Here is a 12,799-nt window from a genome sequence, read left to right as displayed (position 1 = left end):
CCCCGTACGACGGGCGGCGTAGCCGGGGCGGCGACGGCCGGCCGATGTGCGGGCGGCCCGGCGGCAAGATCCTGGAGACCTTAAGGGCGGCGGTAAGGCGACAGGAACGCGACCGTAAGCGCCCTCCAGCACTCTGATCACAGATCACAGAGCAGAGCAGAGCAGAGAAGGGCCAGAGAGATGAGCCAGCCGTACAGCATCCAGGACGAGATCCGCCTCCCCGGCTTCACCGGGACCGTGCACCTGCCGGGCGAGCCCGGCTACGACGAGGCCCGCCGCTCGCTGAACCCGGCCGTGGACTCCCGCCCGGCGCTGATCGCCGAGGCGCAGAGCGTCGCCGACATCCGGATCGCGCTGCTGGCGGCCCGCGCCCACGGGGTCCCGTTCGCGGTCCAGGCCACCGGGCACGGCACGCACGCCCCCTGTGACGGCGGCGTCCTGGTCAGGACCTCCGCGATGGCGTCGGTGCTGGTGGACCCGGCCCGCCGGATCGCCCGCGTGGGGGCGGGGGCGCGCTGGAGCGAGGTGATCGCCGCCGCCGCGCCGTTCGGCCTGGCGCCGCTGTCGGGCTCGGCGCCGTCGGTCGGCGTCACCGGTTACACGCTCGGCGGCGGCCTCGGGTGGCTGGGCCGCAGGCACGGCTTCGCGGCCGACAGCGTGCTGCGGGCCGAGGTGCTGCTGGCGGACGGCCGGCACGTGACCGCGAGCCCCGACAGCCACCCCGAGCTGTTCTGGGCGCTGCGGGGCGGCGGTGGCGGGTTCGGCGTGGTGACCTCGCTGGAGTTCCGGCTCTACCCGGTCCCGGAGGTGTACGCGGGGTTCGTGTACTTCCCGATCGAGGCGGCGGCGCGGACGCTGGAGGCGTACCGGACCTGGATCGACGACGCCCCCGACGAGATCAGCACGGCGGTCGTGCTCAAGCGCATGCCCGACGACGAGCAGGTGCCGGTGGCGGTGCGCGGCAGGCACGTGGTGCTGCTCAAGGTCCTGCACGCCGGGACGGCCGAGGAGGCCCGGCGGCTGCTCGCGCCGCTGTTCCTGGCGGCCGGGCCGGCGCTGCTGGACGAGACGCGGACCACCACCTACGCCGCCGCGGCCATGGGCGGGACGCCGAACCGGCACATGGACATGTTCGACACCGTGCCCGGCGAGGTCGTCGACGCGCTGGTGCGCGCCTCGGAGCAGGCACAGACGATCGAGATCAGGCACTGGGGCGGCGCGATGAGCCGGCCGGGGCCGGACGCCGGGCCGGTGAGCCACCGCTCCACCAGGCTTTCGGTGATCGTGGACACCGTGGTGCCGGGGCTGGCCGAGGAGCTGCGGCCGTACGCGAACGGCGGGACGTTCCTGAACTTCCTGGCGGACCCGTCGCGGACGGCGGCGGCGTACACGGGGGCGGACTACGGGCGGCTGCGCGAGGTCAAGCGCGCCTACGACCCGGACGGCTTCTTCCGCGTCGGCCACGTCACGAAGTGAACGTCACTTGCCACGATCGCGTACCCCGCACGAGACCGGCCGGCCGGAAAACAACTGAACAGCGTTCTTCAAGGCCGGGCCCTGTGCCGCTAACGGTAGAAGTTGGGCGACACGACGGCCGGATCGTAGGAGTCGTGGAAGACCGGCGTGGCCGAGGCCGCCGTGGGCGGGATGATCCAGCTCCAGTCGGCGTGCACCTCCTCCCCCGCCCGCCGCCGCGCCCCCACGTACCGGTGGAAGTGGTCGGCCATCGTGTGGTGGTCGAGCATCCGCACCCCGGCCCGCTCGTAGGAGGTGAGCACCGCGACGTTCAGCTCCGTCAGCGCGCGGTCCTTCCACAGCGTACGGTCGTTGCCCGTGTCGAGCCCGAGCCGCCGCGCGACCACCGGGAGCAGGTCGTAGCGGTCACGGTCGCCGAAGTTCCTGGTGCCGATCTCGGTGCCGACGTACCAGCCGGTGAACGGCGCGGCGGGATAGGTGACGCCGCCGATCTCGAGACGCATGTCCGACACCGTGGGGCAGGAGTACCAGCGCAGCCCCAGCTCGGCGAACCACGGATGGTCCGGGTGGGTGATGGGCACGTCGGGGCAGGCGTCCTGGGGCAGGTCGTGCCGGGTCAGACGGCCGCGCGAGTCGCGGATCAGCACCGGCAGGCGGTCGAAGTCGCCGCCTTGGCCGCTCCAGCCCAGCTCGCGGGCCAGCCGGGTCAGCCCGGCGTTGGCGGGGTCGCCGCGGCGGGTGCCGTCCTGCCGCTCGTAGCCGGCGTACCGGACGAGCTGGGGGCTGACGATCCGCGGGCCGGGGGCGGCGGGCGTGTCGGGCGGGAGCACGGTGATGATCGGCCGGATGGCGCCGCCGTTGTGCGCGCGTACCAGGTGGGTGGTGAGGGCGGCGGCGATGGCGTCGGGGTGGTGCAGCCTGCGGCAGTCGCGGACCATGAGCGTCTTCCAGTACAGCTTGCCGATGCACCGGGTGTGGTTGCGCCAGGCGAGCTTCGCGCCGAGCAGCAGCTCGGCGGGTGTGTGCCGGTAGGTGCCCGTCCGGGCGAGCTCGTCCAGGACGGCCGCGCGGCGGCGCGCGTGCCGCTCCCGGTCCCAGCCGAGCTCCTCGGCGCACAGGCTCAGGAACGACTCCGCCTCCTGACAGACGGTGGCGGCCGGTGCGGTGATGACGCTCATGTGTCCCCCGAAGTGGTGGCCGCGGGTGCGGCCTGGTCGATGTCCCGCAGCGGTGACAGGGCGGTGCCGACGGCGACCGCCGTCTGCACCAGGGCCGCGCACAGGAACAGCATCCGCCCGGGCCCGCCCCACGCGGCCAGCGCGCCGCCGACGACCGCCCCGCCGACCACGGCGCCGGCCGGGATGGTCGCGTACGCCGCCGCCCTGCTCACCGAGGCGACGCGGCCGATGGCGTCGGCGGGCACGACGGTCTGGCGGGCGGTGAACCAGGAGACCACGATCACCGACGTGGCCACGCCCTCCACGGCCCAGGCGGCCGCGATCACCCAGACGGCGGGTAAGACCACGGGCAGGGCCATGGCCAGCGCCGACAGCGCCATCCCGTACGCGAGCAGCCTCCCGGTCGGATGGCGGTCGATGAGCCGGGGCGCCACCAGCGCGCCGAGCACCGCGCCCAGCCCCTGCGCGCCGAACACGACGCCCAGGGCCACGCCGGGCAGGTGTTCGACCTCGAGGATGAGGTAGACGAGGTTGCCTTCGATGACGAAGCCGGCGAAGTTCGCGGCGGCCATGAGCAGGGTGCCCCACCAGATCGGCCTGATCGAGCGGAGGATGCGCAGGCCCTGCAGGAAGTCCCTGCCCACGCCCGACAGCTCGGCGCGCACGCCGCCCGCGGGCGCCACGCGCGTGTGCACGTTCGCGATCTGGAGGATGAGCAGCGCCGAGATCGCGAACGTCAGCGCGTTGACCAGCGTGGCCAGCGGCACGCCCAGGGCCGCGATGAAGGCGGTGCCCACGACGGGGCCGACGAAGGCGAGCGAGCTGTCTACGGTCTGCGTCCAGGCGTTGATCCTGGACAGCCGCTCCTTCGGCACGATGTCGACGACGAAGCCCTGGAAGGCGGGGAAGTAGAAGGGCCGCACGCTGGCCAGCAGGAAGGCGCACAGGTAGAGCAGCGCCACCGACGGCCGGTCCGCCGCGGCCACGAACACGATCACGAGCGCGATCGCGAAGGACAGGCAGTCACAGATGATGAGGATCCTGCGGCGGTCCCACCGGTCCGCGATGACGCCCGCGACCAGCCCGACCACGATGTAGGGGATGAACTCCAGCACGTACGCCAGCGCCGCCGACAGCGCGGACCCGGTGATCTGCAGGATCAGGGTGGGCGCGGCGAACCGGTAGATCCAGTCGCCGACCGACGAGACGAGGAACGCGCTGCGCAGCCGGATGCCCCCCGAGCCGGAGGGCGTGCGTGACAACAAGCGTGCCATGGCAGGGTCCTCCCACGGGCTGACAGGGGTTTCACGGGCGACGGTAACCGCGCGGAACGTCTCCAGGCGAGGGTGGGGCGCCCCGGAGGCGCCCCACCTGGTGGCGGAATCAGGCCTTCTGCGTGCCACCGGCGATGCTGTAGCGCTTCGTCGACTTCTTGATCATGGTGTTCACCTCCTTCCAAGTTCCGCTGGGAGCGGCGGCTCGCGGCCCCGGGCCGCGGGCCGGGCGGCGCGAACGGTTTCACAGGGGCAGCGGCCCGACGTCGCCGGCGAGCCACTCCAGGCTCGGCTTCGGCCGGGCGTCGCCGCACACCGCGCAGCGCGGGTCGCGCTTCCACGTCTCGGCCTCGCGCAGGCGGGGGTCGTGGAAGGTCATCTCCAGCATCCGGCCCACCGACAGCGGCGGGCAGACCCGGCTGGCGATCCGGACCATCTCGGCGACCAGGAAACCCGCGCCGAACAGCACCAGGCCGTTGAAGGCGGCGGTGTCCTCGCCGAACGTCCCGCCCTCCCTGTCGATGTCGTCCAGCACGTTCATCACGGCCAGGGAGGTGGGGTCGTTGCCGCGCACCTGGTCGTACCAGCATTCGATGCAGCCGGACACCCCGGGCACGATCGTGTAGTGCAGGGCGCGCTGGGTGTCCACGCCGCCCATGATGAGCGCCGTGCCGGCCCGTACGCAGCCCTCGTTGAGCCAGTGGGCGATGTGCACCTTGGGGCGGTCGACCACGGCGATGACGATGTCGCGGTCGCGGACGACCTCGTACACGTCGTCGCCGGACATCAGCTTGCGCTGCACCGGGTCGATCCGCACGGCGCTGTTGAGGGCGCGCGCCCGCTCGGCAGCCACCTCCACCTTGACCCTGCCCACGTACGGCTCGCCGTAGAGGATCTGCCGGTTGAAGTTCGACAGCTCGATCCGGTCGAAGTCGACGATCCGGATGTCCTCGAAGCCGATGGCGACCAGGTCGATCAGCGCGTGGCTGCCGATCCCGCCGACGCCGAGCACGGCGACGCGGGCGTCGCGGATGCGGCGCTGGAAGTCGTACTTGGAGGCGTTCAGCGAGGCGTAGGTCTCGAAGAAGCCGAGGTTGTTCGACCAGCGCTCGCGGGCGAGCCGGTCGAAGTCCTCGCCGGCGTCGTCCGCGCTCTGGATCAGCCGGAGCCCGTCGAGCTCGTCGATCGCCTGCAGGACGTCGTCCGCCGTCACGTCGGGGTGCACGGCGTGCAGGTCGCGGTGGACCTCCTCAGGGGTCCGCGTGCCGTCCAGCAAGGACAGCAGCCTGCTGACCCGGCCGTCGGCATCCTCCAGCGAGGTGAGCTCGCCGCACAGTCTGAAGTGCACCGACCCGTCGGCGATGAAGTAGGGGATGCTCGTCTTGAGCACGGGATGTGTCATGGCATTCCTTCAATGATCGGCCCCGGGGGTGGGGCGCCCCTGAGGACGCCCCACCTGCAACGGAATCAGCCCTTCTGGGTACCACCGGCGACGCTGTACCGCTTGGTCGACTTCTTGATCATGGAAGTTCACCTCCTCTCGGTTCGGTCGGGGTGATGCTCGCGAGTCCCAGCTGGTGGGCGAAGAACGCGAGCACGTCTGCGAAGTAGGACAACCGGCCGGTGCGTCCCCGCTCGCCGTGCCCCGCGCCGGCCTCGTGGCGCAGCAGCACCGGGCGCGGCGAGGTGGTGGCGAACTGCAGCGCGGCGGTCATCTTCCGCGCGTGCAGGGGGTCGACGCGGGTGTCCTCTCCGAAGGCCGACAGCAGGACGGCCGGGTACGGGGTACCGGGCACGACCCGGTGGTAGGGCGAGTAGCCGAGCAGCCAGCCGAGCTCGTCCGGGTCCTCGCGGCTGCCGAACTCCTCGCGCCAGTACTCGCCGAGCCCGGTGAGCTCGTAGCGGGCCATGTCGAGGAGCGGCGCCGTGCAGGCGACGGCGGCGAACAGGTCCGGACGCTGCGTCATCGCGGCGCCCGCGAGCAGGCCGCCCGCGCTGGTCCCGAACGCGCCCAGGCTGTCGCGGGTGGTGTGCCCGGCCGTGACCAGGTGGTCTGCCGCGGCGATGAAGTCGTCGATGCCGCGCTGCTTGTGCTCGCGGCGGCCCGCGTGGTGCCAGGCCTCGCCGCCCTCGCCGCCGCCGCGCACGCAGGCGACCGCGAACAGGCCGCCCCGCCCTGCCCAGGCCAGGGCCGCGGCGTAGTAGTCGGCGACGCGCGGCTCCCCGAACGCGCCGTACCCCTCCAGGATCGTGGGCAGCGGCCCTGCCCTGTGCCAGGCCGGGGCGAGCAGGAGGATCCGTACGGGGGTGGCGTCGGGGGCGGTGCAGACCGTCTCGGACGCGATCACCGGCGGGGTGACCGGGGCGGGATGGCGGCGCCATGGCGTGCTGGAGCCGGTGCGGGCCTCGTAGCGGTAGACGGTCTCGGGGGTGACGCGGTCGGAGTACTCGTACCAGGCCTCGCCGCCCTGCCCGCCGGGGGCCAGCTCGGTGACGATGCCGGGGCCGGGGAGCTCGACCTGGCCCAGGAGCCGTCCGGTGGCCGGGTCGTGACGGGTCACGGCGCCGCGCCCGGCGACCGTCCAGTGGGCCAGCAGCAGCCCGTCGAGCACCGCGAACCCGTCGAGCACCGCCTCGGGGTCCTCGGGGATCAGCAGGCGCGGGGTGAGCGCGCCGTCTACCGGCGGGCCGTCTACCGGCGAGGCGTCTACCGGCGAGGCGTCTGCCGGCGAGGAGTCTTCCGGCGAGGAGTCTTCCGGCGGGCCGGCCACGAGGAGGCGGCCGCGGGGCGCGCCGGCGTCGGTCAGCAGGTACAGGCGGCCGTCGGGCGCCGGCCAGGCGGAGGTCCAGCCGTCCTCCGGCAGCGGCAGCCTGCGCAGGCCGGGCTGCTCGATCGAGCCCTCGCGCAGGCCGGCCACCCACACCTCGTTGGCCGCCGACAGTCCGGAGGCCACCTGGACGACCAGCAGCCGCCCGTCCGCCCCCACCAGCGCGTCCAGCTCGGCAGTGCGGTCGGAGCCCGCGCCGAAGATCACCGGATCCGCTCCGGTGGGCTGCCCCACCCGGTGCAGGTGGATCCGCGCGCCGGACCGCTCGTCGTACCGCGTGTAGTAGAACGCGTCCTGGCCCGGCACCCACGCGACCGCGGAGTAGCGGCAGCCGGCGATGGGCTCGTCCACGTCCGCCCCGGTCTCCACGTCGAGCACCCGCAGCGTGAACCGCTCGGAGCCGCCCACCGCCGTCTGGTAGGCCATCAGCCGGCCGTCGGTGGAGGCGGACCAGTAGCCCAGCACCGTACGCCGCTCCGGATCCGCGCTGTCCGGCTCGAACAGGGCGCGGTCGCCCCCGGCGTCGCGGACCATGAGCCTGTGGTGCTCCGCGCCGGGCCGCAGGCAGGTGTAGAAGGCCCGCCCGCCGCGCCACTGGGGCACGGACAGCCGCTCGAACGAGGTCAGGTGCCGCAGCTCGCGGAACCAGCCGCCGGCCGGCCAGCCGTCCCTCGCCCTGGCGAACAGGTCGGCCTGCGCCGCCAGCCAGTCGCGGGTCTCGGGCGTGTCCGGGTCCTCCAGCCACCGGTACGGGTCGGCGACCTCGCGTCCGCCGAGCAGTTCGCGTACGTCGTCCCTCCGTGCCGCCGGGCTGGCTGCCGGTACGGAACCCGTGTCCATGACTCCCGAAGACCTCGCGACCTTGGACACTGTCCGGCTCCCCTCCGTTGCCGTGATGGCTGGATCCGTTCCGCTGCCACCGAAGCTTCGTCGCGGGGGCTGGACGGGGTGCTGGACCTGCCCATGGACGTCACGCTGGCCGCCGCCCTGGAAGGAGTACTGGACCTGGTGCCGGTCGATGGCCTGGGACATCGTTGGAGGGGGCGCTGGAACGGGACACTGAACACGGAAATTTCCCGATTTGTCATGAACTCGGACCCGTCCGCGTCATCCCTGTCCGGCTGGACGACGAATGAGGGGGCGTCCCCGGCGGATCAAGCCCGGGGCGGTCCGGCCACACCTCGCGGACAGCAACACTCGTGTTACTTCTGAGGAGGCGGGATGCCCGAAGAGCATGGAGAGGATGTCCGGTTCGAGGTGCTGGGGCCGCTGCGCGCATGGCGTGCGCGGACCGGCCTGGCCCTGGGCTCGGGGCGGCGGCGGACCCTTCTGGCGGTCCTGCTGCTGCACGCCAACCGCCCGGTGAGCCGCGACAAGCTCATCGACGAGCTGTGGGGCGCGAACGTGCCCGCGTACGCCGTGAACCTGCTGCAGAAGCACGTGTCCAGCCTGCGCGCGGGGCTGGAGCCGGGCCGGCGGCGCGGTGGCGTGCCGTCCGGCCCGCTGACCTGGACGGAGGCCGGGTACGTGCTGCGCGTGTCCCCGGGAGGGCTGGACCTGGAGGTGTTCGAGCGGGAGGTCCGCCGTGCCAGGGAGGCGCACGCCGCCGGGGATCTGAAGGGGGCCTCGCAGGCGTTCCACACGGCACTGCGCCTGTGGCGGGGACCGGTCTGCGACGGTCTGGGCAGCCCGTTCCTCGACATGGTGCGGGATCAGCTCGCCGAGCGGCGGATCGGCGCGATCGAGGAGAGCATGGAGGTGGACATGAACGGGGGCATGACTCTGGGCGGTCATGCCGACCTCGTCGCCGAGCTGCGCTGGCTCGTGGCCCACCATCCGCTGCGCGAGCGGCTGCACGCCCTGCTCATGCTGGCCCTGTACCGGTCCGGGCGCCAGGCGGAGGCGCTGGCCGCCTTCCGTGACGCCCGGGGGCGGCTGCGCGAGGAGCTCGGCGTCGAGCCATCGGCCCAGCTCCAAACCCTCCACCAGCGCATCCTCGCCGCCGACCCCGACCTCATGACCTGCCCTTCCGCACCGGCGTCCTTCCCCTCCCTCACGCCGCCCCACCGGGCCTCACCACCACCAGCACACGCCTCACCAGCGAAGGATGAGGAACCGGACGGTTGCGGACCACGCGACGCCGCAGCGGGCGGCCCGCCGGCATCACGCCGCTCGGCGGCACGCGGCGAGGCTGCACGTGGCGAGGCGGCACGTGGCGAGGCGGCACGTGGCGAGGCGGCACGTGGCGAGGCGGCACGTGGCGAGGCGGCACGTGGCGAGGCGGCACGTGGCGAGGCGGCACGTGGCGAGGCGGCACGTGGCCGGGCGGCGGGCAGCGCGAAGGCAGGCGGGTCAGCGGCGGCGGGCGGCTCGGTGGCCGGGCGGGGGCGGCGGGCCGCGGCGGGTGCGCTGCGGCACTGGCCGACGCCGGCGCAGCTCCCCCATGGGGTGCCGCAGTTCGTCGGTCGGGAGGCGGAGCTGGAGCGACTTGACGCGCTGCTGGCCGATGACCGGAACCTGAGCGCGGCCGTGGTGCTCACCGGCATGGCGGGCGTGGGGAAGACCGCGCTGGCGATCCACTGGGCGCACCGGATCCGGGACCGGTTCCCCGACGGTCAGTTGTACGTGAACCTGCGGGGATTCGACCCGACGGGGACGGCGATGGAGGCGGCGGAGGCGATCCAGGAGGTCCTCCACGCGTTCGCGGTCAGGCCGGACCAGGTCCCCGGGGGTTTGCACGCGCGGGCCGCGCTCATGCGCAGCCTGCTCGCGGGCCGCCGGATGCTGATCGTGCTCGACAACGCCCGGGACGCCGAGCAGGTCCGCCCCCTGCTGCCCGGCGCGCCCGGCTGTCTCGTCGTCGTGACCAGCCGGGACCAGCTCACCGGCCTGGTGGCGGCCGAGGGAGCGCACGCGTTCCCGGTGGACCTGCTGCCGAAGGAGGCGGCGCGTCTCCTGCTGACCCGCCGCTCCGGGATCCGCCTGCCCGGAACGTTCCAACCGGGCATCCTCCAGCCCCGCAGCCCTCGATCCGGCGCCCGCCGCGCGGCGGTTCGAGGCCCGGCCGCGACCACGGCACCGGACGGCACCGCGAACGGGGCCGAACACCGATCAGCCGGCGAGGCCACGGCCGTGGACGAGCACGGATCAGCCGGCGAGACCGTCGCCGTGGACGAACACCGATCAGCCGGCGAGACCGCGGCCGTGGACGAGATCGTCGCGTACTGCGGCCGCCTGCCGCTCGCCCTGTCCATCGCCATCGCCCGCGCCCTCACCAGCCCGCGCCTGCCGTTCGCCGCCCTGGCCGCGGAGTTGCGCGGTGCGCGTGCGCGCCTGGACCCGTTCGACGGCGGCGAGCAGGCCACGAACGTGCGGGCGGTGTTCTCCTGCTCCTACGGCCGTCTCACCCCGCCGGCCGCCCGCCTGTTCCGGCTGCTGGGGCTGCATCCGGGCCCGGACTTCAGCCAGGCCGCCGCCGCCAGCCTGGCCGGCCTGCCGCCGCATGACGTCCGGCCGCTGGTGGCCGAGCTGGCCAGGACGAACATGCTGAGCGAGCGCGTCCCCGGCCGGTTCGCCTTCCACGGCCTGCTCCGCGCGTACGCGTGCGAGCTGAGCGACGCGCAGGACACCCGCGACGAGCGGCGGACGACCCTGCACCGCCTGCTCGACCACTACCTGCACAGCGCCCACCAGGCCGGCCGGGTGCTGAAGCCCGGCCAGAGCGCCGACGCCGGCCTCGACCCTGCCCTGCCGCTGGTGACGCCGGAGGCGCCAGCCGGCAGGAGCGAGGCCAGGATGTGGTTCACCGCCGAGCACCTGGTGCTGCTCGCGGCGGCCCGGCGGGCGGCGGAGGCCGGCTTCCCCGCGCATGCCAGGCAACTCGCCTCGTCCCTGGCCTCCTTCCTCGACCACCGGGGGACCTGGCGCGTGCAGGTCGCCCCCGCCTCCCGATGAGCACGTGCACGCAGCCCCACCTCCGGATGTGCACGTACAGGCAGCCCGCGCCGCCGATGAGCACGTACAGGCAACCCCTCGACGAGGCCCCGCGGCCTACGCGTCCGGGCCGGGGCCGCCCGAGGTCAGGTCGGCGGTGATGCGGTCGGCGCTGAGCGGCACGCCCGGCAGCGGGGTCGCGGCGGCGGGCCGCAGGCCGTCCAGGAGCGTGGCCAGCAGCCGGGCGCGTACGGCGTCGTCGAGCGCGGGCGGCACCGACGGCAGCGGCCGGGTCAGCACGGTGAGGAACATGACGAGGTCGGCGGCGCTCACGTCGGCACGCAGCGCGCCCTCCGCGCGGGCGGCTCCGACCAGGGCGTCGAGCGCGGTCAGGAGGCGTGCGCGCGCCTCGTGGAACTCGGGGCCCGGCTCGACGTGGTCGCCGAGGATCGGCAGCATCGCGACGATCCGCCGCTCGACGACGCCCGCCGCGAACGCCGCCAGCGCCTCACCGGCCGCCTGCCCGGCGGACAGGACCTCGGTGGCGAGCGCGCCCACCTGCGCCATGTTGTCCACCACCACGGAACGGATGAGGTCGGCCCGGGTCGGGAAGTGGCGGTAGAGCGTGGCGTTGCCGATGCCCGCGCGGGTGGCGATCTGGTCGAGCGGCGCGTCGGGCCCCTGGTCGAGGAAGGCCAGATGCGCCGCGTGCAGGATCTGCTCGCGGTTGCGGCGGGCATCGGCGCGCAGCTCTTTCACAGGACCTCTCCAGACATAACCGTGGACACTTTCCCCGGTTATGTTACTGTGCGGAGCAAACGGGGAGTTTCTCCCCGCTTATCTCCATGGGAGGGATCGGATGGGATCGATCACGAGGACCTCGGTCGCCTGTGTCGTCGCCGGTGGCGGGCCCGCCGGGATGGTGCTCGGCCTGCTGCTGGCCCGGTCGGGCGTCGAGGTGGCGGTGCTGGAGAAGTACCCCGACTTCCTGCGGGACTTCCGCGGCGACACGGTGCACGCCTCCACGCTGGGACTGCTGGACGAGCTGGGGCTCGGCGAGCGGTTCGCGGCGCTGCCGCAGCAGCGGGAGCGGCGGCTGACGATGGCGTTCGACGACGGCGCCATCATCGAGGACTTCAGCCGCCTGCCGGGCGCCCACCAGCACATCGCGCTGGTGCCGCAGTGGGACTTCCTCGACCTGCTCGCCGCGGCGGGCAGGGAGTCGCCGCACTTCCACCTCGCGCAGAGCGCCGAGGTCGACGGCCTGCTGCGCGACGGCGGGCGGGTGTGCGGGGTGCGCTACGCCGACAAGGACACCGGCCGGACGCACGAGCTGAGGGCGCCGCTGGTGGTGGCGGCCGACGGGCGGCACTCGACCGTGCGCGACCTGCTCGGCCTGCGCCCGCGCGCCTCGGCCGCGCCGCACGACTGCCTCTACGTACGCATCCCCCGCCTGCCCGGCGACCCCGACGGCACGTTCCTGCGCTTCTCCGCCACCGGCGGCCTCATCATGATCAACCGGGGCGACTACTGGCAGGGGGCCCTGCTGATCGCCAAGGGCATGGCGGAGGCCGCGCGGGCCGACGACGGCGCGTGGACCCGCCGGACGATCAGCCGGCTGGCCCCGTACACCGCCGCGCGGATGGCCGCGATCGGCGCGGCGGACATCGCCGTCCTGCAGATCCGCATCGACCGGCTCGCCCGCTGGTGGGCGCCAGGGGCGCTGCTCATCGGCGACGCCGCGCACGCCATGTCCCCGATCGCCGGCGTGGGCGTCAACCTGGCCGTCCAGGACGCGGTCGCGGCGGCCCGCGTCCTGGTGCCCGCGCTGCGGCGCGGCCGGGTGAGCGAGCGGGAGCTGGCCCGGGTGCAGCGGCGGCGCCAGTGGCCCACCGTGATCACCCAGGCCCTCCAGCGCACGGCGCAGCACCGCTTCGTGGCCGCCTCGATCACCGAGGAGGCCGGGGCCGCCCCGCTGCGCCTGCCGCAACCGCTGCGGACGCTGCGGCGCTGGCGCGGCCTCCCCCACCTGCTCGGCCGGGTCGTGGGGCTGGGCATCCGTCCCGAGCACCTGACCGGACCGCTGGCGCCGCTGAGCCACGGGTGACCG

At 73.9% G+C, this 12,799-nt stretch carries 9 protein-coding genes and 1 pseudogene; 5 read left to right on the top strand and 5 right to left on the bottom strand.

The features are described 5' to 3' along the window. The first annotated feature begins 180 nt into the window (after window positions 1-180). A complete protein-coding gene (locus ACBJ32_RS05160) occupies window positions 181-1,476 on the top strand; it encodes an FAD-binding oxidoreductase (protein WP_375125652.1) in 1,296 nt (431 codons plus the stop codon). Window positions 1,477-1,565: 89 nt separating this feature from the next. On the opposite strand, the gene ACBJ32_RS05155 is transcribed toward ACBJ32_RS05160, so the two are convergent. The 4 genes from ACBJ32_RS05155 to ACBJ32_RS05140 form a co-directional block, all read right to left on the bottom strand. Then, the gene (locus ACBJ32_RS05155) at window positions 1,566-2,654 is read right to left on the bottom strand and encodes a nitric oxide synthase oxygenase (RefSeq protein WP_375125651.1); all 1,089 of its coding nucleotides are present in this window, start codon (window positions 2,652-2,654) and stop codon (window positions 1,566-1,568) included. After that, entirely contained in the window at window positions 2,651-3,928 is a 1,278-nt protein-coding gene (locus ACBJ32_RS05150) for an MFS transporter (protein ID WP_375125650.1), read from the bottom strand. Before ACBJ32_RS05150 ends, ACBJ32_RS05155 begins: the two co-directional genes overlap by 4 nt. Window positions 3,929-4,172: 244 nt before the next feature. Beyond that, window positions 4,173-5,330, bottom strand: a complete 1,158-nt coding sequence (locus ACBJ32_RS05145) for a ThiF family adenylyltransferase (protein ID WP_375125649.1) — start codon at window positions 5,328-5,330, stop codon at window positions 4,173-4,175. Between the two features lie 118 nt (window positions 5,331-5,448). After that, entirely contained in the window at window positions 5,449-7,596 is a 2,148-nt protein-coding gene (locus tag ACBJ32_RS05140; RefSeq protein WP_375125648.1) for a prolyl oligopeptidase family protein, read from the bottom strand. Between the two features lie 381 nt (window positions 7,597-7,977). Here ACBJ32_RS05140 and ACBJ32_RS05135 point away from each other — a divergent pair. From ACBJ32_RS05135 to ACBJ32_RS05125, 3 genes and pseudogenes are all read left to right on the top strand, one after another. Next, window positions 7,978-8,742, top strand: a pseudogene (locus ACBJ32_RS05135) (BTAD domain-containing putative transcriptional regulator); the annotation flags it as partial. A 121-nt stretch (window positions 8,743-8,863) separates the two neighbouring features. Beyond that, entirely contained in the window at window positions 8,864-9,277 is a 414-nt protein-coding gene (locus tag ACBJ32_RS05130; protein ID WP_375125972.1) for a histone H1-like repetitive region-containing protein, read from the top strand. Continuing rightward, the gene (locus ACBJ32_RS05125; RefSeq protein ID WP_375125971.1) at window positions 9,205-10,710 is read left to right on the top strand and encodes an AAA family ATPase; all 1,506 of its coding nucleotides are present in this window, start codon (window positions 9,205-9,207) and stop codon (window positions 10,708-10,710) included. The genes ACBJ32_RS05130 and ACBJ32_RS05125 overlap by 73 nt, the downstream gene beginning before the upstream one ends. 96 nt (window positions 10,711-10,806) lie before the next feature. Here ACBJ32_RS05125 and ACBJ32_RS05120 read toward each other — a convergent pair whose 3' ends face one another. After that, on the bottom strand, window positions 10,807-11,448 hold the full coding sequence (locus ACBJ32_RS05120; protein WP_375125647.1) for a TetR/AcrR family transcriptional regulator: 642 nt from the start codon (window positions 11,446-11,448) through the stop codon (window positions 10,807-10,809). Between the two features lie 100 nt (window positions 11,449-11,548). Between ACBJ32_RS05120 and ACBJ32_RS05115 the strand changes: the two genes are divergently transcribed. After that, window positions 11,549-12,796, top strand: coding sequence for an FAD-dependent oxidoreductase (locus ACBJ32_RS05115; protein WP_375125646.1), 1,248 nt, complete (start codon window positions 11,549-11,551; stop codon window positions 12,794-12,796). Window positions 12,797-12,799: the final 3 nt, after the last annotated feature.

This window comes from Nonomuraea sp. GTA35, from assembly GCF_041950525.1.
GTDB lineage: Bacteria > Actinomycetota > Actinomycetes > Streptosporangiales > Streptosporangiaceae > Nonomuraea.
Note: the sequence above shows the minus strand (reverse complement) of the source record. Positions and strands in the feature narration are given on the sequence as shown.

What these genes read in the sequence shown, in the direction of transcription:
- ACBJ32_RS05160 (WP_375125652.1), top strand. Translation starts at nt 181, where the DNA reads ATGAGCCAGCCGTACAGCATCCAGGACGAGATCCGCCTCCCCGGCTTC.
- ACBJ32_RS05155 (WP_375125651.1), bottom strand. Translation starts at nt 2,654, where the DNA reads ATGAGCGTCATCACCGCACCGGCCGCCACCGTCTGTCAGGAGGCGGAG.
- ACBJ32_RS05150 (WP_375125650.1), bottom strand. Translation starts at nt 3,928, where the DNA reads ATGGCACGCTTGTTGTCACGCACGCCCTCCGGCTCGGGGGGCATCCGG.
- ACBJ32_RS05145 (WP_375125649.1), bottom strand. Translation starts at nt 5,330, where the DNA reads ATGACACATCCCGTGCTCAAGACGAGCATCCCCTACTTCATCGCCGAC.
- ACBJ32_RS05140 (WP_375125648.1), bottom strand. Translation starts at nt 7,596, where the DNA reads ATGGACACGGGTTCCGTACCGGCAGCCAGCCCGGCGGCACGGAGGGAC.
- ACBJ32_RS05130 (WP_375125972.1), top strand. Translation starts at nt 8,864, where the DNA reads ATGAGGAACCGGACGGTTGCGGACCACGCGACGCCGCAGCGGGCGGCC.
- ACBJ32_RS05115 (WP_375125646.1), top strand. Translation starts at nt 11,549, where the DNA reads ATGGGATCGATCACGAGGACCTCGGTCGCCTGTGTCGTCGCCGGTGGC.